Source organism: Actinoallomurus sp. NPDC052308 (genome assembly GCF_040679195.1).
In the GTDB taxonomy this organism is placed as follows: domain Bacteria; phylum Actinomycetota; class Actinomycetes; order Streptosporangiales; family Streptosporangiaceae; genus Actinoallomurus; species Actinoallomurus liliacearum.
In genome coordinates this window covers 189019-209968 of sequence record NZ_JBFAUM010000012.1, presented here as the reverse complement: position 1 = coordinate 209968, position 20950 = coordinate 189019, and the positions used below count along the sequence as shown (strand labels likewise).

Genomic DNA, 20950 nt, shown 5'->3' with positions numbered 1-20950 from the left:
CGTATCGCCCTGCGCGGGGCAGCCGACTACTGCCGGTCACTTCCCCAGCGGCAAATCACGGTACCACGTCATGCCGGGCAGCCCATTACCAAGCTAACGCGGGTGTCCGCCGGGATGTTCCCCCGACGCCTCCGCCCGGTCAGGAACCGGTGATCTCCCGGACGCGTTCGACGTCGCGGCGCATCTGCTCGATCAGGGATTCGATCGAGTCGAATTTCAGCGTGTCCCGCAACCGGACCCCGAAGTCGACGCTCACGTGCTCGCCGTACAGGTCGAGGTCGTCGCGGTCCAGGGCGTACGCCTCGACCGTGCGCTCCTCCCCTTCGAACGTCGGGTTCGTGCCGATGGAGATCGCCGCCGGCCAGCAGGCGTCCGGGAACCCGGCCGAGTCGTCGTTCCGCGCCCGCCCGTAGCCGGCGCAGTTGAGGTGGCCGGCGTACACCCCGTCGCTCGGGATGGCCGTGTGCGACGGCGTCTCCAGGTTCGCGGTCGGGAAGCCGAGCTCACGGCCGCGCCGCGCCCCGCGTACGACGACGCCCTCCACCCGGTGCGGGCGGCCGAGCAGCTGCGCCGCGCCGTCGACGTCTCCGGCGGAGAGCCGCTCACGGATCCGGGTCGAGGAGATCGGCTCACCGTTGGCGACCAGCGGGACGCCCTCCGCCTCGAAGTCGTACTTGTCGCCCAGCTCCCGCAGCAGGGCGACGTCACCGCGCGCCTTGTGGCCGAAGCGGAAGTCCTCCCCCACCACGACGCGGGCCGCGTGCAGCCGGTCGACGAGGACCGACTGCACGAACTCGTCGGGCCCCATCCGGGACAGCTCCAGCGTGAACGGCAGGATCATCACGGCGTCGGCCCCGAGGCCCGCGAGCAGCTCGGCGCGCCGCTTCGGCGAGCACAGCAGCGGCGGGTGCGTGCCGGGACGGACGACCTCGTCCGGATGCGGATCGAAAGTGATCACCACCGCGGGCAGTCCCAGCTCGCGCGCGAACTCCGAGGCCCGGGCGACGATGCGCTGGTGTCCCCGGTGCACCCCGTCGAACACCCCGATGGTGACGACGGACCTGCCCCAGTCGGCGGGAACCTCGTCGAGGCCATGCCAGCGTCGCACCTGTCCACCCCTTTCGCGGTCGTCCCAAGCCTGCCACACCGGTGACAGCGGATCGGTTCCGGCTCATGATCAGGCCATGCCCCTCGCCTGGAGACCCGTTTTGACGGTCGGCGTCGTACTGACCGCACTGAGCGCCCGATACGGCTATCACCGCGACGAACTCTACTTCCGCGTCATCGGCTCCCATCCGGCGTGGGGGTACCCGGACCAACCGCCGCTGGTCCCGCTGTACGCGGTCGGCGCGGCGGTCGCCGTGCTCGCCGCGCTGCCGGGCCTGTGGTGGCAGGCCCGGCACGGCTGGCCGCAGCTCGAGATGGGCCGGGTCATCGCGGCCAAGGGCACCGATGGCGGCCGGCTGGGCTTCCTACCCTGGCAGGTGATCGACACGGGCGTCTTCACGGCGCCGATCTGGATCGCCGGGCTCGTACGGCTGTGGTCGCCAAGGTGTACCGCCCGGGCTACGTCATCCTGGCGGGCGACTACGGCGTCGCCGGGGCGATCGACCGGTACGGCGCGGCGTACGGCCTCCCGAAGGCCTACAGCGGCCACAACGGGATGTGGTACCTCGGCCGGCCGGCGGACGACGGTGCTCCGGTGATCGTCGTGCGGGCGTCCCGAGAGCAGCTCACCCCGTACTGGTCGGACGTCCGGGTCGCCGGGCGCGTGGACGACGGTGTGGGGATCCACAACGAGGAGCAGGGCCGGCCGATCTGGATCTGCCGGGGTCAGCGCGTGTCCTGGGACCGGCTCCGGCCGCGGCTGAAGACGCTCGCCTAGACCGGACGATCGGCCGCGTACGGGCGCAGGCGGACCTGGACCTCGCCGCAGACGCACCGGCTATAGGTCACGACGCCTTCCGATGTGAGGTGCCGGGACAGCACCTCGTACACGTCCGAGCCGGGCCAGCCGCAGGTCGGGCACTCGCTCACGAGGGATTCCACCTATGCGTCGCGTCGTGTAAGTCTTTAGATTGAGAAGACGCTTACAGCTTCTCATATACGGGAAAATGCGGCAATGCGGATTACGGGCTACAAGAGCCATGGCGTCGGCGCCGCCGCCGCGCTCGTCAACGCGGTCACGAGCCATGACGGGGACGCCGGCGACGACGCGCTGCGAGCGGTCCTCGCCGAGCACGGATTCTTCGTGCAGCGCTTCACCCCGGCGACCGCGGCGGCGTTGCGGCCCTGGGCCCGGGCGCTGCGCCCCTTCTTCGAGGCCGAGAGCCTCGACGCGGCCGTCACGCTGCTCAACGGGCTGCTGTCGGACGTGCCGATGCACCCGCACCTGGCCGACCACGACGAGCTGGGGCTGCACGTCCACTTCGCGCCGCCCGAGGTCGAGCTGGCGCACCGGGTCCGCGCGACGACGCTGATGAACCTCGCCGAGCTGCTGTGCGACCACGGCCTCGACCGGATCGGCGTGTGCGCGGCCGCGGACTGCGACCGGGTGTACGCCGACGACTCACGGGGCGGACGGCGGCGCTTCTGCTCCGACGCCTGCGCGAACCGCACGAACGTCGCCGCCTACCGCGCCCGCCGCCGCACCGCCGACTGAGGTCCGCCTCGCGGTGCGCGCGACGTGACCGGACGGCGCGCCGAGTCAGGACACGAAGACGGCGAGGGGCTTGGCGACCGGGCCGTGCTCCTCGACGAGGGCCAGCAGGGTTCCGTCGGGGGCGAATACCCCGATCGGGCCCTGGCCGAGCCCGGTGGCGGCCAGCGTGCCGCCGTGCGCGACCTTGCGCGCGTCGTCCTCGGAGACGTCCATCCGCGGGAACGCGGCGGCCACGGCCTCCTCCATCGGCAGCACGGTGAGCTTCTCGGCGAGCTGGTCCACCGTGTGCGCCATCGACAGGTCGTACGGCCCGACGCGGGTGCGGCGCAGCGCGGTCAGGTGGCCGCCGACCCCCAGGGCCGTCCCCATGTCGCGGGCCAGCGCCCGGATGTAGGTGCCGCTCGAGCAGGTGATCGTCGCGGTGACGTCCAGCAGGTCGCCCTCGAGGCGCAGCGCGCCGATCCCGAACTCGTACACGGTGACGGGCCGCGGCTTGAGCTCGACCTCCTCGCCGGCGCGGGCTCGCTTGTAGGCGCGCTTACCGTTCACCTTGATCGCGCTGACCTGCGGGGGGATCTGCTCGATCGGCCCGGTCAGGTCGACGACGGCGTTGCGCACGGCGTCCTCGGTCACCTCCGCCGCGGAGGCCGCGGCGGTGAGTTCGCCCTCGGCGTCGTCGGTGTTGGTCGACTGCCCGAGCCGGATGACCGCCTCGTACGTCTTCTCGGTCAGCGCCAGGTGCCCGAGCAGCCGGGTGGCCTTCTCCACCCCGATGACCAGGACACCGGTCGCCATGGGGTCGAGCGTGCCGGCGTGTCCTACGCGGCGGGTGCCCGCCAGCCGGCGCATCTTGCCCACGACGTCGTGGGAGGTCCAGCCGGCCGGCTTGTCGACGATGACAAGTCCGTTCATGGGCGTGCCGCTACCTCGTTCTCGGTCAGGAGGTCGCGCAGCCGCTCGACGGCCGGCTCCACCTCGCCGTGCAGGGTGAATCCCGCCGCCATCCGGTGGCCACCGCCACCGAGGGCCACGCAGGCCGATCCGACGTCGATGCGGCCCTTGGACCGCGTTGATACCTGCCAGGCGCCCTCGTCGTCCTCCTTGAAGACGACGGCGACCTCCGCCTCGTCCGTCCGGCGGACGACGTCGATGACGCCTTCCAGCAGGTCGTACGGGAGGTCGTGGGCGGCGCGGTCGGCGCGGGTGACGGCCGTCCAGACCAGGCCCAGCCCGTTCGCGACGTCCGGCTCCAGCCGGGCCCGGCCCAGCGCGGCCGCCAGCACGGGCAGGTAGCCGAACGGCGCGCGGTCCCACACCTCGCGGGCGACCCGCTCGGGCCGGATGCCCGTCGCCAGCAGCCGCTGCGCGAGGGCGTGGACCTCCGGCGTCGTGGAGCGGTACTTGAACGAGCCGGTGTCGGTGACCAGCCCGACGTACAGGTCCAGCGCGATGTCGTGGGTGAGCGGCACCCCGAGCAGGTCGATGAGGTGCTCGGCGACCACGGCCGTGGCCGCCGCGCCGGGGTCGACCAGGTGCGTGGTGCCGAACCGCGTGTTGGACGCGTGATGGTCCATGACGATCAGCTCCCCGGCCTTGCCCGCATTGGCGGCGAGCGTGCCGAGGCGGTCGCTGCTCGCCGCGTCGAACGTGATCATCACGTCCGGCTCGGCGGGGAAGTCGGCCGGGTCGGTGAGCAGGTCGAGGCCGGGCAGGAAGCGCAGGATCCGCGGTACGACGAACGCGTCACCGAACGAGGCCGTGAACGGCTTGTCCAGCACGCGCAGCGCCTGCGCGAATGCCAGCATCGAACCCAGCGCGTCGCCGTCCGGGCAGACGTGGCAGGCGAGGCAGACCTCGTCGGCCCGCCCGATCGCGTCGACCGCCCTGGCCCACTCGTCGGCGGCGATGGCTGGGACCTTACCCGGCGCGGAGCTCACGACCGGGAGTATCCCGCGTCGTCGCCGCCGTCGCTGTCGGTTTCGTCAACATCGTCGGAGATCAGCGTCTCCCGGTACGGGTTGGCGTCACCCGCGGGCCGGGCGTTCTCGGCCGCCTTGGCGACCCGCTCGTCGGCGGCGCGCGCCTTGGCGAGCAGGTCGTTGATCTGGCGGGCGTTCTCGGGCAGCGCGTCCGGCACGAAGGTCAGGCTGGGCGTGTGCCGCACGCCGGTGCGCTTGCCCACCTCCGAGCGGATGATGCCCTTGGCGCTCTCCAGCGCCGCGGCGCTGTCGGCGCGCTCGGCGTCGCTGCCGTACACGGTGTAGTAGACCGTCGCCTCCCGCAGGTCGTTGGTCAGCCTGGTGTCCGTCACGGTCACGAAACCGAGCCGCGGATCCTTGATCCGCCGCTCCAGCATCTCCGCGACGATCTGCTGAATGCGATCGGCGAGCTTTCGGGCCCGCGCGGGGTCGGTCACAGTTCCTCCATTGTCGTTCGGCCGCTGGGGGCGGCCGGTACGTGTCCTCGCCGATGCCTCGCGGGCCTCGATCACGCCTCTTCTTCGTTGAAGAGCCGCTGCCTGGTGGACAGGAGCTCGATCTCCGGTCGCCCGGCGATGAGACGCTCGCAGGCCTCGAGCACCTCGACGCAGTTGCCCGCCGTGTCGGACACGACCGCGACACCGATCTCCGCCCGCCGATGCAGGTCGAGATGACCGGTCTCGGCCGCCGCCACCGCCGGGAACCGGCGCCGTACCTCGGCGACGATCGGGCGGACGACGGAACGCTTCTGCTTCAGCGAGCGTACGTCGCCGAGCAACAGGTCCAGGGTCAGCGATCCCACATACACAACGGTCACCCCGCGCGATCCGTTCCGGTCATCCGCATCATCACCCTAGGGGAACGGGCCGACAGCCAGGACCCGTCTCGAAGTCCCCGTCCGCAGCGCGCGGGGACTTCGAGACAGGCCTAGGTGGCGTGCGACAGAGCCGCACGCCACCCACGCCGGGTCGGCCGTCTCAGGGCCTTCGGGTCTGGATCAGACTCGCGGCTTCTCCCGCATCTCGAAGGTCTCGATGATGTCGCCGATCTTGATGTCGCCGTAGCCGACCCCGATACCGCACTCGAAGCCCTCGCGGACCTCGGTCGCGTCCTCCTTGAACCGGCGGAGCGAGGACACCGTGAGGTTGTCGGCGACCACCACGCCGTCGCGGATCAGACGCGCCTTGCTGTTGCGGTTGATCGTGCCGGACTGGACCATCGAGCCCGCGACGTTGCCGATGCGCGGCACCTTGAAGATCTCGCGGATCTCCGCCGTGCCGAGCTGGGCCTCCTCGAACTCGGGCTTGAGCATGCCCTTGAGGGCCGCCTCGACCTCTTCGATCGCCTGGTAGATGACCGAGTAGTAGCGGATGTCGACGCCCTCGCGGTCCGCCAGCTCCTGAGCGTTGCGCTCGGGACGGACGTTGAAGCCGATGATGACCGTGCCCTGGGACGTGAGCGCGAGGTTCACGTCGTCCTGGGTGATCGCACCGACACCGCGGCGGATGACGCGCAGACCGACCTCGTCGCCGACGTCGATCTTGAGGAGCGCGTCCTCCAGGGCCTCCACCGAACCGGACACGTCGCCCTTGACGACGAGCAGCAGCTCCTGCACCTCGCCCTTCTCGAGGTCCTTGAACAGCTCCTCGAGGGTGCGACGGCCGCGACTGCGGAGCAGCTCGGCGTTGCGCTTGCGGGCCTGACGGCGGTCGGCGATCTGCCGGGCCATCCGGTCGTCGTCGACGACGATGAAGTTGTCGCCGGCGCCCGGCGTGGCCGACAGGCCCAGCACCAGGACCGGACGGGACGGCAGCGCCTCATCGACGTTGTTGCCGTTCTCGTCGAGCATCGCCCGGACGCGACCGAAGGCCTCACCACAGACGATCGAGTCGCCGACCCGCAGCGTGCCGCGCTGCACGAGCACGGTCGCCACGGAACCGCGGCCCTTGTCGAGGTGCGCCTCGATCGCGACGCCCTGCGCGTCCTGGGCCGGGTTGGCCCGCAGGTCGAGCTCGGCGTCGGCGGTCAGCACGACCGCCTCGAGCAGGTCCTCGATGCCCAGCCGCTGCTTCGCCGAGATGTCGACGAACTGCGTCTGGCCACCGAACTCCTCGGCGACGAGGCCGTACTCGGTGAGCTGGGCACGCACCCGCTGCGGGTCCGCCCCCTCCTTGTCCACCTTGTTGACCGCGACGACGATCGGCACACCGGCCGCGTTCGCGTGGTCGATGGCCTCGGTGGTCTGCGGCTTCACCCCGTCGTCGGCGGCGACCACCAGGACGACCAGGTCGGTCGTCTCGGCACCACGGGCACGCATGGCGGTGAACGCCTCGTGACCCGGGGTGTCGATGAAGGTGATCTTGCGCTCCTCGCCGTCGACCTCGGTCGCGACCTGGTAGGCGCCGATGTGCTGGGTGATGCCGCCGGCCTCGCCGGCCACCACGTTGGCGTTGCGGATCGCGTCGAGCAGCTTCGTCTTACCGTGGTCGACGTGGCCCATGACGGTGACCACCGGCGGCCGGGAGACGAGGCTCTCCTCGCCGCCCTCGTCCTCGCCGAACTCGATGTCGAAGGACTCGAGCAGCTCGCGGTCCTCGTCCTCCGGGCTGACGACCTGGACGTCGTAGTCCAGCTCGGTGCCGAGGACCTGCAGCGTCTCCTCGTTGACCGACTGGGTCGCCGTCACCATCTCACCGAGGTGCAGCATCACCTCGACGAGCGACGCCGGGTTGGCGCCGATCTTCTCGGCGAAGTCGGTCAGCGAGGCGCCCTGCGGCAGCCGGATGGTCTTGCCGTTACCACGGGGAACACGCACGCCGCCGATCGCCGGCGCCTGCATGTTGTCGAACTCTTGACGCCGCTGCTTCTTGGACTTGCGACCGCGTGCGGGACGCCCGCCCGGACGGCCGAACGCGCCCTGCGTGCCACCACGGCCACGACCGCCGCCACCGGGGCGCGGGCCGCCGAAGCCGCCGCCACCACCGGGACGACCGGCACCGCCGCCGGCACCGGCCGGACGGCCGAAGCCGCCGCCACCACCGGGACGACCGCCACCACCGGGACGGCCACCGCCGCCGCCGGGACGGCCACCGCCGCCGCCACCACCGGGACGACCGCGACCACCCGGGCCGCCGGGGCCACCCGTGTCACGCTGCGGACGGGACGGCATGTTCATCGGGCTGGGCCGCGGGCCTCCCGGCCGGGGCGGCATGCTGCCCGGGTTCGGACGGGGACCGCCGGCACCGGGAGCACCCGGACGGCCGCCGGGCGGTGCCGGACGCGGCGGGGCGCCCGCCGGACGGTCGCCACGAGGCGCGCCGCCGGGACGGTCACCACGGGGCCCGCCCGGACGGTCGCCGCGCGGACCCGCGGGGCGGTCGCCGCGCTGGCCGGGGGGACCCGGACGCGGACCCGGCTTGGCGGAACCCATGCCGGTGTTGGTCGAAGAGAACGGGTTGTTGCCCGGACGCGGGCGACCGCCGCCGGGACGCTGGCCGGGCGCGGCCGGACGCGGCCCACCGGGACCGCCCGTGCCACCGGCACCACCGGGACCGCCCGCGCCACCGGGACGCGGACCGGGCTTCGGCGCGGAGCCGGGACGACCGGCCGCAGGCCCCGGACGGGGACCGGGCCTGGGCCCGGGAGCACCGCCGCCGCCCTGCTGGGCCGGGCCGGGACGGGGCGTCGCGGGTCGCGGCGCGGGCTGACGGGGACCCGGCTTCGGAGCCTGGGGGGCGGACGGCGCCTCGGAGCGCGCCGCCTCCGGCTTGAACTCGGGCTTCAGATCCGGCCGGGGCTGCTGCTCCTGCCGGGGCTGCTGCTCTTGGCGGGGCTGCTGTTCTTGGCGAGGCTGCTGTTCCTGCCGCGGTGCGGCCGGCTTCGGACCCGGAACGGGCCTGCGCGGACCCGGCTTCGGAACCGGAGCCGATCCTCTTCTGTCGGCGGACGGCTTGGCCGGCCCGCCACCGAATGCTTCTTTAAGTCTGCGTACTACCGGCGCCTCGATCGTCGAGGACGCCGAACGGACGAACTCGCCCATCTCGTTGAGCTTGGCCATGACGGCCTTGCTCTCAACACCGAACTCCTTGGCGAGCTCGTACACCCGGACCTTTGCCACTGCACTCCCTACTCGGCCCGGGGAAACGTCCACGGACCGTCGCTACCTTGCGGTAATCATCGCTGCGTGCTCATCGAGCGCTCATAGCAATCTCGACCTGCTTCCGACTAGACGTCGCTTACGAACCGCCCTGCCCTGTCTCGAACCAGCGCCGGAGCGCACTGATGTCGAGCGGTCCCGGCAGGCGGAATGCCCGCGAGAACGCCCGACGACGCTCGGCCAGCTCAAAACACGCCAGGTCGGGGTGCAGGGAGGCGCCCCTTCCCGGCAGTCGCCCCTGCGGATCGGGGACGATGGAGCCCTCGATCACGACCAGGCGCAGCAGGTCGGACTTGGCCGTGCGAACCCGGCAGCCCACACACGTGCGCCGTGGGGCCACTCGGCCACAATTCATCAGTCTACCGCGTCGAGGCGTCGGCGGGACCTGCCGCATGCTCCCCTTCGGTAGAAGATCCCGACTCGGTGTCGGGACGGATATCGATTCGCCAGCCGGTGAGCCGTGCGGCGAGACGGGCGTTCTGCCCTTCTTTTCCGATCGCCAGGGAGAGCTGGTAGTCGGGCACCACGACCCGCGCGGCCCGCCCTTCGGCGTCGACGACCTCGACATGGTTAACCCGCGCCGGGGACAGTGCATTCCCGACGAACTCGGCAGGTTCGTCCGACCAGTCGACGATGTCGATCTTCTCGCCGTGCAGCTCGTGCATGACGTTCCGGACCCGGCTGCCCATCGGCCCGATGCAGGCGCCCTTGGCGTTGACCCCGGCCTTACGGGACCGCACGGCGATCTTCGTACGGTGGCCGGCCTCCCGGGCGATCGCCGCGATCTCCACGGTGCCGTCCGCGATCTCCGGAACCTCGAGCGCGAAGAGCTTCTTCACGAGGTTCGGGTGGGTACGGGACAGCTTCACCAGCGGCCCGCGGTGCCCCTTCTTGACCTGCACGACGTACGAGCGGATCCGCTCGCCGTGGTCGTAGTTCTCACCGGGGACCTGCTCCTCCGGCGGCAGCACGCCCTCGAGCTTGCCGAGGTCGACGAGGACGTTGCGCGGGTCCTTGCCCTGCTGGATCACGCCCGCGACGATGTCGCCCTCACGCCCGGCGTACTCGCCGAACGTCAGCTCGTCCTCGGCGTTGCGCAGGTGCTGCAGGATGACCTGCTTCGCGGTGGTCGCCGCGATCCGGCTGAAATTGGTCGGCGTGTCGTCGTACTCCCGGACGCCCACGCCCTCCTCATCGGTCTCCGTCGCCCACACGGTGACGTGACCGGTGTTCCGGTCGAGCTCGACGCGCGCCTTCGGCGCCGCACCCTCGGTCCGGTGGTACGCGATGAGCAATGCTTCCTCGATCGCCTTGACCACGAGGTCGAGAGAGATGTCCTTCTCACTCTCGAGACTCCGCAGGGCGGTCATGTCGATGTCCACGAGGCCTCCCCCTAGTCCTCGTCGCCGGCGGCGTCGTCGCCCCGGCGATTGAACTCCACCTGGACCAGTCCGCGGGTGAGCTCGTCGTAGCCCAACCGGCGCTCACGGCCGTCACTGTCCAGTACGACGGCCGTGTCGTCGGCACTCACGACCCGGCCGGTGAGGTCTCCGCCCTCGGAGAGCGTCGCGCGGACGAGACGGCCGGCCGCGCGCCGCCAGTGCCGCGGCTGTGTGAGCGGCCGGTCGACGCCCGGTGAGGTCACCTCGAGGACGTACGGGGCGGAGCCCATCGCGTCACTGTCGTCGAGGGCCTGCGAGATCTCCTGGCTGATGTCCGCGACGTCGTCGAGGCTCACCCCGCCGTCGGCGTCGACGATGACCCGCACCTGCCGGCGCTTGCCGGCCGGGGTCACGATGACGTCCTCCAGGTCGTACCCGGCACCGGCGACCACGGGTTCGAGCAGTCGCATCAACGCGGCCCGCGCCTCGTGCCCGGATCCGCGCCGGCCCGCCTGAGCGCTGCCATGGCGGCCGTCCACGCTCATGTGGGCCTCCTTCATGCCTGATGGGACGGTGGCCGCCCGATGCGCCCACTCCGCACCCAAGACTATCCACAGCCGAGGGGGCCGGGTGCCCGCATCGCCAGCAGGCGGGCACACCCTTGTGGAATGCTTGCGCCGCGGAGTGCAAGAGATCACGAACGGAGGCACGCTTGGACGCGCTGCGGTTCCCGGCTCCCACGCGGCGCACGGCGATGCTCGGTGGCTCCGCCGCGGTGCTGGCCACGATCACCGGATGCACCAGCGTCGGACAGGCGCAGGCACCGCCGCCCGGCCCTACGGTGTCCGTGCTGACCGCCGCGATCGACAACGAGGCGGCGCTCATCGCGCTGTACGAGGCGGTGCTCGGCGCGCACCGGAACCTGGCCGACCGGCTGAAACCGCTGCACGATCACCACACGCAGCATCTGGCGGTCCTGAGACGCCACTACGTCCCCGGCACGAAGACCGGCACCGCCACGCCGAGCCCACAGGCGACCGCGACCGCGCCGGGCACCGAGTCGCACGCCCTCGCAGCACTGCGGTCGGCCGAGCGCAAGGCCGCGAGCGCCCGCGCCGACGACGCCCGCCGGGTCGACCCGGCGCTCGCCCAGCTGCTCGCCTGCATCGGCGCCTGTGAGGCAGGCCACGCCCAGTCCCTCACCGGGGGCCTCTGATGGGTGCGATGGTCACTCCGCCGACGCAGGAGGCCCCGTGAGTGAGCGCAGCGAGCGAACCATGAACACAGCACCTCTGGTCACTCCGCCGACGCAGGAGGCCCCATGACCGGCACGCAGGACACGGTCGCGGCGTTGCAGGCGGCGCTCGCCGCGGAGCACGTCGCGGTCTTCGGGTACGGCGTGCTCGGTGGTCACGTCTCGCCCGCCCAGCGGCAGAACGTCACGCTGATCTGGAACGCCCATCGCAGCCGACGCGACCGGCTGCGCGGCTACATCCAGAGCGCCGGAGGCCGTCCGGTGGCCGCGGCCGCCGCCTATCGGCTGCCGTTCAAGGTCACCTCGGCGAGCAGCGCGGCACGGCTCGCCGCCACGCTCGAGGACGGCGTGATCGCGGGTTACGCGGTGCTGGCGGGCGCGAGTGATCCGAACCTCCGCCGCTACGCCGCCCAGGCGATGCAGGAGGCGGCGGTGCGCGCGGTCCGCTGGCGGGACGCGCCGCCGTCGGAGGCGTTCCCGGGGCTGCCGACCGGCGCCCTCTCTCCCAAACCGGAGGGCTGACGGCCCGTCTTCCCGAGGACTGACAGCCCGTCCGCCCGAACCGAGAGCTGACGCCTCGTCGTCCTGAGCCGCCGGCAGTCCGGCTTGTCGTCCCGAGCCGGACTGCCGGCCGTCTCCCCGGCCGGAAGGCCGACGGCCTGCCCATCCGAGCCGGAGAGCCGACGACGCGTCTTTCCGAGCCCGAGGGCCGACCGCCCGTCTCGTGAGCCGGATGGCCGACCGCCCGTTTCGCGGCTCCGGATAACCTGCCCCGGGACAACCGTTATTGGGGGTTACGGGCTGACTTATGGGCGTTGCGGCGAATCGACTCCGAGGAACGTTGCGGACGCTGATGGGCGACGCGTCCATCGAACCGCTTGAAGAGGAGCCCGGCGACTCCGTGTCCCCGCGCGCCCTCGATCTCGTTCTGCGCGTGGGTGAGCTGCTGCTGGCCAGCGGCGAGGCCACCGAGCGCGTGAACGAGTCGATGCTGAGCCTCGCGGTCGCGTACGAGCTTCCCCGCGCCGACGTCGCGGTCACCTTCACCGTCATCACGGTCAACGTCCATCCCGGCAACGGCGCGATGCCGGTGACCGGCGGGCGGGCCATCCGGCGCCGCTTCCCCGCGTACTGGCGGCTGGTCGCCCTGCACGCGCTGGTTCAGGAGGCGTCTCTCGGCCTGCTCGACGTCGAGGAGGCGCACCGCCGGCTGGCGGAGATCAAGCGGATGCCGCCGCCGTACCCGCCGTGGCTGATGATCGTCGGCCTCGGCCTGATCGCCGCGTCCGCCAGTGTCATGGTCGGCGGCGGGCCGCTCGTGGCGGGTACGGCGTTCGTGGCGACGATCCTGGGCGACCGCGCGGCCGCCGCGCTGGCGCGTCGCGGTGTCGCGGAGTTCTTCCAGCTCACCGTGGCCGCCGCCATCGGCGCGGCGAGCGCCTCGCTGGTGATCGCGATCGGCGCCCCGAGCCACGCCTCGGCGATCGTGACCGGTGCGGTCCTGGCGCTGCTGCCGGGACGGCCGCTCGTCGCCAGCATCCAGGACGGCATCACGGGCGACCTGATCAGCGCGGCCGCCCGGCTGCTCGAGGTGTTCTTCATCGTGGCGGCCATCGTGTCGGGTCTCGGGGTGGTGGTGTACGTCGCCGTGCGCCTGGGGGTCCCGGTCGATGTGGGCGCCCTGCCGACCGCGCCCACGTCCCTCCTGCCCGTGACGGTCATCGCCGCGGCGGCCGTGTCGCTGACGTTCGCGGTGTCCCTCGCCGTCCCCCGCCGGGCGCTCGCGGCGGCCGCGCTGGGCGGCGCGCTGATCTGGGTGGTGTACGTCCTCGCGCGGGGCGCCGGGGTGACGCCGGTGCTCGCCTCGGCGATCGGCGCGGTGGTCGTGGGCCTCCTCGGGAACCTCCTGGCCCGCCGCCGCCAGGAGCCCGCGCTCCCGTACATCGTGCCCGCGATCGCGCCGCTGCTGCCCGGAACGGCGCTGTACCGGGGGATGATCGAGCTGAACCTCGGGCTGCCCCAGACCGGAATGCTGAGCCTGATCGGCGGGATCTCGGTGGCGCTGGCCCTGGGCGCCGGCGTCAACCTGGGCGGGGAGTTCGTGCGCTCGTTCCAACGGGTGGGACTGGGCGTCTCCGGCCGCGGCGCCCGCCCTGCCGCCCGCCGCACCCGCGGCTACTGACCGCCGATCACCAGTGTCCACCCCCTCTGTGGGCGGTGGCACCTGCCCGCCGCCTCGCCGAACGGTGACGCCGGCCCGCCGCCGCTCTGACCGCCGATCACTGGCGTCCGCCGCCTCCGTGGGCGATGGCGCCTGCCCTCTGCCTCTCCGGACGGTGGCGCCGGGCATGGGCCTGCTGATCGCGTGCCTGGGAGGCGCGCTCGGGAGCCGCCTGGCCGTAATGCTCGGTGAACCCGTCGAAATCAACTCCCACATCGAGACGAATCGCCCGGCAGCACGAGCCTTCCCCGAGTCTTGATTCCGGCCGCTTCGCACGATCCTGCTCCAGGTGACGCCGGGTCGGCGCAGCTCCCGCGCCCACGCGTGCAGGTCGGCCTCGGCCTGGTCGGACCATCGGCCGATCACGGGCACCTAGCAAGCGTTTGGTTATCATCGCGCTGTGAGCGACGAACTCGACGACCTCCGTACGACCGTCCGCGCCTTCCTGGCCGAGGAGTGCCCGCCCGCGGCCGTACGACGGCTCATGGCCGACCCGGCCGCGCACGACGCGGCGCTGTGGCGGCGGCTCGCGGGCGAACTCGGGCTCACGGGACTCGCCGTCCCGGAGGAGCACGGCGGAGCGGGCTGCGGGCTCACCGAGCTCGCCGTCGTCTGCGAGGAGCTGGGCCGGGCGCTGACCCCCGTCCCGTACCTGGCCACCGCGGTGCTCGCCGCGTACGCCGTGCGGGAGGGACGGCTGCTCGCCGGGATCGCCGACGGCTCCCTGCTCGCGACCGTCGTCCTGGGCGGGGATCTGACGGCGGACGGCGACCGCCTGACCGGTACCGCGTCGTACGTCCTCGACGGGTGCCTCGCCGACGTCATCGTCTGCGCGGCCGCCGACCGGGTCTACGCGGTGCGGGGCGCCGACGTCGTACGGACTCCGCACGTGACGTTCGACCAGACGCGAAAGCTGGCGCGCCTGCGGTTCGACGGGGCCCCGGCCGAGCGGATCGACGGCGACCTGAGCCGCGTGCGCGACGTCGCGCTGACCGCGCTCGCCGCCGAACAGGTCGGCGGCGCCCAGCGCTGCCTGGAGACGGCCGTCGAGCACGCGCGGACCCGCGTCCAGTTCGGCCGGCCGATCGGCTCCTTCCAGGCGATCAAGCACAAGCTCGCGGACGTGCTGCTGCGGGTCGAGTCCGCGCGGTCCGCCGCGTACGAGGCGGCGCGCGTCGCCGACCGGGAGCCGGAGTCCCTGCCGGTGTACGCCGCGCTCGCCGGGTCGTACTGCGCCGAGGCGTACCTGCACGCGGCGCGTGAGGCGATCCAGGTCCTCGGCGGCATCGGGGTGACCTGGGAGCACGACGCCCACCTGCACCTCAAGCGGGCGACCTCGTCCGCGCGGCTCTTCGGGACGCCCGAGGCGCACCGAGCCCGGCTCGCCGCCGCCCTGGCACTGTGACCACCTGCCGACCTTCCGGTAGATGATCGTCAGCACCACCACGAGGACGATGAGGGCGACGACGACGATCATCCCCTTGATCAGGTAGTCCATCGCGAGCTCGCGGAGGATCCGGTCTCCGTCGCCGTCCGCGACGCCTCGAGCGCCCGCGGACGACAGGCTCCGCACGGCCCGGCTCACTCGCCGTTCCTTTCCCGTCCCGCGCCGGAGCCTCGTCGAGGTATCTCAGGAAGGCACGGACCGCCGTCTGTCGAGCGCCGCCGCCGGATGCCCCCGGACGGCCCGGCGCCGAACCGGCCGGACGGCCGCTCCCCTGACGTTCCGCGAACGCCTTTCGCCCTGCACTCCGTCCTGCAGCCCGGGCGCCTCGATGCGGACGCTTCCCGGACCGCGCTGAGGCGGCACCTCCACGAGATCATGCCGCCCGATCGACCGGCGACGCGGACCGCTTCCACCGATCGGGACCGGTAAGGGGAGCGCGAGGCCGTCGGGCGCCCCGCCGACGACGAGGGAACGCGACCTCCCCAGTCGCCCCGCCGACGATGAAGGGAACGGAAGCTCCCCGGGCGCCCCGTAGGCAATGAGGGGGACGTGAGGCTCTCGGGCGGCCCGCCGGTGACGTAGGACACACCGGCCTCGCCGGGGACGGCACCGGGGAATGCCGACCCGCCGGCGACTCGTTCAGCGAGCGAGACCCCCGCGAGGTGCCCCCCTGTGACCGACATCCCCCCGACGTCCGACGACGCCCCATCCACGGCGCGCCCCCCGGTGCGCCGTCGGTGGCTGCGCTGGACGGGACGCGCGGCGATGTTCGGGGCGATCGGCGTCTCGGCGTGGGCGTTCCGCGATCGGCTGCCCGACGCGGGCGCGCTGTGGGACGTCGCGACCGACGCGGCCCCCGGCTGGCTGGTCGTGGTGGTGCTGACCCAACTGGCCTCGATGACGATGTTCACGCGCGTGCAGCGGCGGCTGCTGCGGGCGGGCGGAGTCCGGATGTCCCTGCCCCGGGCCCTGCAGATCACCTACGCGGGCAACGCGCTGTCGACCACGCTCCCGGTGGGCCCGGCGGTCAGCGTGGCGTTCACGTTCCGCCGGTTCCGTCGTGCCGGGGCGACGCCACGGCTGGCGACGGCCGTGATCGTCCTGGGCGGCGTCGTGATGAACCTCGGCTACGCCGTCGTCGGCCTGACCGCTCTGGTGGCCGAGCCGCACTCCCGGTCCACGGCGATCACCGGCCTGATGGCCCTGGCCGGCGCGCTGTGCGCGGTCGCCTTGCTGTGGAAGTGGCGGCGGGACGCCATGAACCGCCTGGCGCTGCGCGTGTTCGGCCCGCTGCTGCGGCACCGCCTCGCCGCGCCGCTCACCGACATGTGGCAGGGCCGGGGCGCCCTACGCCTGAGGCCGCTCGACTGGGGCGTCCTCGGTCTGATGGCCGTGCTGAACTGGTCCTTCGACATCCTCTCCCTCGCGGCCGCGGCGCACGCGGTGGGGGTGCACACGTCGCTGTACGCCGTCGCGCTCACCTACTACGCCGCCCAGGCCGCCGGCAGCGTCGTCCCCCTGCTGCCCGGCGGGCTCGGCGCCATCGAGGCGAGCCTGGCCGCCTCCCTGGTCGCGTTCGGCGCGCAGGCCGTCCCGGCGGGGGCCGCGGTGGCGCTCTACCGGCTCGCGTCCTTCTGGGGCGTCATCGGCGCCGGCTGGCTCGCCTGGCTGGCGGTCCGGCTCGGCGACCAGGACCTGCCGCGGCTCGGCGCGCGGACGGCGCCCGGCGGCGGGGCGGTGTCGCCGCCCCCGGCACTGCTGCCGGTCGGCGCGGCCTCCGCCGTCCCGGGGCCGGACTCGGCCGAGTCCGCCTGACCCGCTCGACCGCGACCTCCGCCGCCCTGGCGGACGAACTCCGCCGAGTCCGCCCGACCCGCTCGGCCGCCCACGCCTTGTTGCCGTGCGATCGCACTGCTACGCTTCCCAAGCGAGCGCTTGGTCATTCGGAGCACACTGCCGGAGGCGTGATGTCCCTACGGGTCAGCGTGGGTTACGAGCTCGAGGTGCGCGGGCGCACCCGCGAGGTCGAGCGACGGGCCTTCGAGAACGTCATCGATCAGGTCGTCCTGGCCGATCGCCTCGGCTACGACACGGCATGGTTCGTGGAGCACCACTTCACACGCGGGTTCTCCCACTCCTCCGCGCCCGACCTGGTCCTGGCGGCCTGCTCGCAGCGGACCGAGCGAATCCATCTCGGCCTGGGCGTCGTCCTGCTGCCGTTCCAGCACCCCGTGCGCACCGCCGAGCGGGTCGCCACCCTGGACGTCCTCAGCGGCGGACGGGTGGAGTTCGGCACCGGACGGGGGGCGTCCCCCCTGGAGTACCAGGCGTTCCAGCGGCCCTTCGAGCAGTCCCGGCGGATCTGGGAGGACACCCTCGAGGCGGTGCTGGCGATCTGGACCGCCGACGGCGAGCCGGTGACGAGGTCCGGCGAGTTCTTCGAGGTGCCGAACGTCGCGGTGTACCCGCGCCCGGTCCAGGAGCCCCACCCGCCGGTCTGGGTCGCCTCGACCTCGCTGGACGGCTACCTCGCGGCGGCTCGCAAGGGCTACAACCTGCTCGGCATGACGATGCTCAAGGGCCTCGACGACGTGGCCGAGGACATCGCCGAGTACAAGGAGTGCCTGGCGAGCAACGGTTTCGACCCGGAGACCCGGCGGATCGCGCTCATGATCCCCTGGCACGTGGCGCCGTCGAGGGACGAGGCCGTCTCGAGGGCCGCCGACGCGATCCTGTGGTACATCCGCCGCCAGGTGAACCTCGTCACGCCCCCGGACTACTACGACGCCCGGCACGCCACCCACCGGGTGCTGGGCCAGCTCGCCGCCGGCCTGCCGCCCGAGGAGGCCATGGAGACGCTCCGCGAGCACCACATGGTCGTCGTGGACGACGTCGAGGGCTCCCGCAAGGCCGTCGAACGCATCCAGGCCGCCGGGGCCACCGACCTGATCCTCCAGGCCCAGGTCGGCGGCCTGGCGAACGATCACGTCACCGCCTCGATGCGGCTGTTCATGGAGGAGGTGATGGGGTGACGGCACCCCGCCTCCCTGACGAAGGAGGGTCATGACCGAGCGAAGCGAGGGAATCGGGAACGCAGCCCTACGGGTCGACTCTCCGACGAAGGAGGGCCCATGACCTGGACCACCCGCGACGCCCTCCCGGTCCCCCGTGACGCGGCGGGGCTGCTGCTCGTCTCCCCCGAGGCCGACGTGGTCGTGCCGCTGAGCGCCGAGGACCGCGCCGCCGCGCTGGACCTCGCCACGACGACGCTGCGGGCCGCCGGCGTCGGCCCGGCCGACCGGGTGGTGGTCGCGTTGAACAACGACGGCGAGGCGACCGGTGCCCTGCTCGCGCGGGCGTGCGCCGAGATCGCCCAGGCCGCCGCCGCCCCTGGCCCGCGGGGCCGGCTCCGCCTGCACCACGCCCTGGAGGCGGTACGGGCGACCACGCTGATCACGACGCCCACGGGCGCGATGGACCTGCTCGCCCGGCTGCACCTGGAGTTCCTTCTCGACCCGCTGGACCTCGGCCTGCGCCGGATCCTGCTCGCCGGGGAGATCCCCTCGCCTGGCACGTACGCCCAGCTGGCGTCCGAGTTCGAGGCGGAGGTCGGCGAGCTCTACGTCGACCCGTTCTTCGGCCTGCCGATGGCGCACCGGTCCGCGCGCGACGCCGCGTACGCCCCGGCCCGTGACGGGCTGCTCGGCGTGGCGCCGATCGGCAAGGACGTGCTGCTGGAGCCGCCGTACGAGGCCGGGGCCACGGAGATCGTGGTCACCCCCACCTGGCACTCCACCCTGTCCGGCGCGACGCTGCGCACCGGGCAGGTCGTGCGCCTGACCGGCGGCGCGGGAATCCCCGGGCCGGACCACACCGTGGGCGAGCACCTCCTCGTGCGGGGGCGGTGGCTCTCGCTCCCGCGCGTGGCCGCGGCCCTGGCCCGGATCGACGGCATCGCGCACTGGGACCTGCGCGTCTCCCGCGCGGGCACGCTCGACTCCGCCGCGCTGCACGTCACGTTCAACCGCGCGACGCTCGTGCGGAACCCGATGTGGCGGTCGCGCATCCAGCAGGCCCTCGTCGCGATCACCCCTGTGGCCATCGAGGTCGTCGTCGAGGAGGACGTCGCGGAACAGGCCCGCCCGGGATCGGTGACCGACCTGCGCGGACACCACCTGGGCCGGGACAGGGCGGCCGTCACGGAGTGACGGGAGGCCGTTCCCCACCCACAGGAGCGGAGGGCGTGTCATGGAACCGGTGCCGGACTGGGGAACGATCCCGCGGATGCTGCGCGACCAGGCGGCACGCCATCCCGACGACGTCGTCGTCGTGGACGGCGACACGACGCTGACGCTGCGCGCGCTCCGGGAGGAGGCCGCGCGGGTGGCCCGCGGGCTGATCGCCCTCGGCGTCGGGCCCGGCGACCGCGTCGCCGTGTGGGCGCCGAACTCCGCGGCCTGGGTGGTCATCGCGTACGGCGTCTGGGACGCCGGGGCGGTCATCACCCCGCTGTCGACCCGGTTCCGCGGGATCGAGGCCGCCGCCCTGCTCCGCCGGACCGGCGCGCGGGTGCTGTTCGTGGATGAGGGGTTCCTCGGCTTCTCCTACGTCGGCGCGCTGGAGGAGGTGTGCGGCGGGCCGGTCGGCGGACGGCCGTACGGCGACCTGCCGGAATTGCGGCACGTCGTCACCCTCGCCGGGACCGGCGCGCCCGCTCCGGCCCTTTCGTATGAGGCCCTGCTGGCGGCCGGCGAGGAGGTCGGGGACGCCGAGGAACGCGCCCTGGCGGTCGGTCCGGACGACCTCGCCGAGATCATGGCCACCTCCGGCACGACCGGTACGCCGAAGGGCGTCATGCTGCCCCACGCGCAACTGCTCCGCGGCTACTGGGACTGGGCCTCGATCGTGACGCTCCGCGCGGACGACCACTATCCGATCATCGCGCCCTTCTCACACGGATTCGGGATCAACGCCGGGCTGCTGGCCTGCGTGCTGAAACGCGCGACGATGATGCCGATCTCGGTGTTCGCGCCCGACGCGCTGCTGGAGATGATCGAACGGGACCGGATCAGCGTCCTGGCGGGCCCGCCGACGCTGTTCCACCGGATCCTGGAGGAGGTCGACGGGCGCGACGTGTCCTCGCTGCGGGTGGCGATCTGCGGGGCCGCGGCGGTGCCGCCGGAGCTGATCCGGCGGCTGGTCGAGCGGGTCGGGCTGGACCGGATGATCAACGCGTACGGGCTGATGGAGGGCACCGTCGTCTCGATGACGCGGGCCGGGGACCCGGTCGAGGTGATCGCCGCCACCACCGGCCGGCCCGTGCCGGGCGTGACGGTGCGGGTCGTGGACGACGACGGGAGGGACCTGCCGGCCGGCGGGCGCGGGGAGATCCTCGTCGGTGGGTACGGCGTGATGCGCGGCTACTGGGATGACCCGGAGCGCACGGCGGAGGCCGTGGACGCCGACGGGTGGCTGCACACCGGGGACGTCGGCGCGCTCGACGCGCGGGGCAACCTGGCGATCGTCGACCGGAAGAAGGACATGTTCATCGTCGGGGGCTTCAACGCCTACCCGGCGGAGATCGAGGCGCTGCTGCTGCACCATCCGGCCGTCGCCCAGGCGGCGGTCGTCGCGGTGCCGCACGAGACGCTGGGCGAGGTCGGATGGGCGTTCGTGGTCCCCTCGGCTCCGGTCGAGCCGGCCGAGATCGTCGCCTGGGCGCGCGAGCACATGTCGAACTACAAGGTCCCCCGGCACGTCACGCTCGTCGACGCCCTGCCCGCGAACGTCAACGGCAAGGTCGACAAGCAGGCGCTCCGCACCCGCGTCCGCGTCGGCGTCCGCTAGG

20 protein-coding genes are annotated in these 20950 nt (G+C 72.8%); 10 read left to right on the top strand and 10 right to left on the bottom strand.

Translation table 11 applies throughout. From position 1 onward, the window contains the following. Window positions 1-139 precede the first annotated feature (139 nt). Complete coding sequence (locus AB0L00_RS26770) at window positions 140-1108, bottom strand: bifunctional riboflavin kinase/FAD synthetase (RefSeq protein ID WP_364439504.1); 969 nt, start codon at window positions 1106-1108, stop codon at window positions 140-142. A gap of 432 nt (window positions 1109-1540) precedes the next feature. Here AB0L00_RS26770 and AB0L00_RS26765 point away from each other — a divergent pair, with 432 nt between their 5' ends. Next, window positions 1541-1885: a hypothetical protein gene (locus AB0L00_RS26765; protein WP_364439501.1), complete on the top strand. Its 345-nt coding sequence runs from the start codon at window positions 1541-1543 to the stop codon at window positions 1883-1885. Here AB0L00_RS26765 and AB0L00_RS26760 read toward each other — a convergent pair. Beyond that, window positions 1882-2037 (bottom strand): hypothetical protein, encoded by a 156-nt coding sequence (locus tag AB0L00_RS26760; RefSeq protein ID WP_364439498.1) that lies wholly within the window; start codon window positions 2035-2037, stop codon window positions 1882-1884. The two genes, AB0L00_RS26765 and AB0L00_RS26760, sit on opposite strands and share 4 nt — an antisense overlap. 85 nt (window positions 2038-2122) lie before the next feature. Between AB0L00_RS26760 and AB0L00_RS26755 the strand changes: the two genes are divergently transcribed. Beyond that, on the top strand, window positions 2123-2662 hold the full coding sequence (locus tag AB0L00_RS26755) for a CGNR zinc finger domain-containing protein (RefSeq protein WP_364439495.1): 540 nt from the start codon (window positions 2123-2125) through the stop codon (window positions 2660-2662). A gap of 45 nt (window positions 2663-2707) precedes the next feature. Here AB0L00_RS26755 and truB read toward each other — a convergent pair whose 3' ends face one another. The 8 genes from truB to rimP all read right to left on the bottom strand — a co-directional run bounded on the left by truB (window position 2708) and on the right by rimP (window position 10724). Continuing rightward, a complete protein-coding gene (truB, locus tag AB0L00_RS26750) occupies window positions 2708-3574 on the bottom strand; it encodes a tRNA pseudouridine(55) synthase TruB (RefSeq protein ID WP_364439492.1) in 867 nt (288 codons plus the stop codon). Next, entirely contained in the window at window positions 3571-4599 is a 1029-nt protein-coding gene (locus AB0L00_RS26745) for a bifunctional oligoribonuclease/PAP phosphatase NrnA (RefSeq protein WP_364439490.1), read from the bottom strand. Before AB0L00_RS26745 ends, truB begins: the two co-directional genes overlap by 4 nt. Then, a complete protein-coding gene (gene rbfA, locus AB0L00_RS26740) occupies window positions 4596-5078 on the bottom strand; it encodes a 30S ribosome-binding factor RbfA (RefSeq protein WP_364439487.1) in 483 nt (160 codons plus the stop codon). Before rbfA ends, AB0L00_RS26745 begins: the two co-directional genes overlap by 4 nt. A gap of 71 nt (window positions 5079-5149) precedes the next feature. Beyond that, window positions 5150-5449, bottom strand: coding sequence for a DUF503 domain-containing protein (locus AB0L00_RS26735; protein ID WP_345362488.1), 300 nt, complete (start codon window positions 5447-5449; stop codon window positions 5150-5152). Between the two features lie 189 nt (window positions 5450-5638). Then, window positions 5639-8758, bottom strand: coding sequence for a translation initiation factor IF-2 (gene infB / locus AB0L00_RS26730; RefSeq protein ID WP_364439484.1), 3120 nt, complete (start codon window positions 8756-8758; stop codon window positions 5639-5641). 118 nt (window positions 8759-8876) lie between these two features. Continuing rightward, window positions 8877-9137 (bottom strand): YlxR family protein, encoded by a 261-nt coding sequence (locus AB0L00_RS26725; RefSeq protein ID WP_364439481.1) that lies wholly within the window; start codon window positions 9135-9137, stop codon window positions 8877-8879. Window positions 9138-9156: 19 nt separating this feature from the next. Beyond that, complete coding sequence (gene nusA / locus AB0L00_RS26720) at window positions 9157-10179, bottom strand: transcription termination factor NusA (RefSeq protein ID WP_345361838.1); 1023 nt, start codon at window positions 10177-10179, stop codon at window positions 9157-9159. 11 nt (window positions 10180-10190) lie between these two features. Beyond that, the gene (gene rimP, locus AB0L00_RS26715; RefSeq protein ID WP_364439478.1) at window positions 10191-10724 is read right to left on the bottom strand and encodes a ribosome maturation factor RimP; all 534 of its coding nucleotides are present in this window, start codon (window positions 10722-10724) and stop codon (window positions 10191-10193) included. 167 nt (window positions 10725-10891) lie between these two features. On the opposite strand from rimP, the gene AB0L00_RS26710 reads away from it, so the two are divergent. The 8 genes from AB0L00_RS26710 (at window position 10892) to AB0L00_RS26675 (ending at window position 20949) form a co-directional block, all read left to right on the top strand. Further along, the gene (locus tag AB0L00_RS26710) at window positions 10892-11395 is read left to right on the top strand and encodes a hypothetical protein (RefSeq protein WP_364439475.1); all 504 of its coding nucleotides are present in this window, start codon (window positions 10892-10894) and stop codon (window positions 11393-11395) included. 105 nt (window positions 11396-11500) lie between these two features. Next, a complete protein-coding gene (locus AB0L00_RS26705; protein ID WP_364439472.1) occupies window positions 11501-11956 on the top strand; it encodes a ferritin-like domain-containing protein in 456 nt (151 codons plus the stop codon). A 331-nt stretch (window positions 11957-12287) separates the two neighbouring features. Further along, window positions 12288-13616, top strand: a complete 1329-nt coding sequence (locus AB0L00_RS26700; RefSeq protein ID WP_364439469.1) for a threonine/serine exporter family protein — start codon at window positions 12288-12290, stop codon at window positions 13614-13616. A gap of 439 nt (window positions 13617-14055) precedes the next feature. After that, complete coding sequence (locus tag AB0L00_RS26695; protein WP_364439466.1) at window positions 14056-15060, top strand: acyl-CoA dehydrogenase family protein; 1005 nt, start codon at window positions 14056-14058, stop codon at window positions 15058-15060. Between the two features lie 714 nt (window positions 15061-15774). Then, window positions 15775-16917, top strand: coding sequence for a lysylphosphatidylglycerol synthase transmembrane domain-containing protein (locus AB0L00_RS26690; protein ID WP_364439463.1), 1143 nt, complete (start codon window positions 15775-15777; stop codon window positions 16915-16917). A gap of 149 nt (window positions 16918-17066) precedes the next feature. Further along, window positions 17067-18134, top strand: coding sequence for an LLM class flavin-dependent oxidoreductase (locus AB0L00_RS26685; protein ID WP_364439460.1), 1068 nt, complete (start codon window positions 17067-17069; stop codon window positions 18132-18134). 99 nt (window positions 18135-18233) lie between these two features. After that, a complete protein-coding gene (locus AB0L00_RS26680; protein ID WP_364439457.1) occupies window positions 18234-19310 on the top strand; it encodes a hypothetical protein in 1077 nt (358 codons plus the stop codon). Between the two features lie 40 nt (window positions 19311-19350). Continuing rightward, a complete protein-coding gene (locus AB0L00_RS26675) occupies window positions 19351-20949 on the top strand; it encodes an AMP-binding protein (protein ID WP_364439454.1) in 1599 nt (532 codons plus the stop codon). The last annotated feature ends 1 nt before the right edge of the window (window position 20950 follow it).

Excerpts from the sequence above, each read along its gene's own strand:
- AB0L00_RS26700 (WP_364439469.1), top strand. The coding sequence starts at position 12,288 with ATGGGCGACGCGTCCATCGAACCGCTTGAAGAGGAGCCCGGCGACTCC.
- AB0L00_RS26755 (WP_364439495.1), top strand. The coding sequence starts at position 2,123 with ATGCGGATTACGGGCTACAAGAGCCATGGCGTCGGCGCCGCCGCCGCG.
- AB0L00_RS26705 (WP_364439472.1), top strand. The coding sequence starts at position 11,501 with ATGACCGGCACGCAGGACACGGTCGCGGCGTTGCAGGCGGCGCTCGCC.
- rimP (WP_364439478.1), bottom strand. The coding sequence starts at position 10,724 with ATGAGCGTGGACGGCCGCCATGGCAGCGCTCAGGCGGGCCGGCGCGGA.
- AB0L00_RS26680 (WP_364439457.1), top strand. The coding sequence starts at position 18,234 with ATGACCTGGACCACCCGCGACGCCCTCCCGGTCCCCCGTGACGCGGCG.
- truB (WP_364439492.1), bottom strand. The coding sequence starts at position 3,574 with ATGAACGGACTTGTCATCGTCGACAAGCCGGCCGGCTGGACCTCCCAC.
- AB0L00_RS26675 (WP_364439454.1), top strand. The coding sequence starts at position 19,351 with ATGGAACCGGTGCCGGACTGGGGAACGATCCCGCGGATGCTGCGCGAC.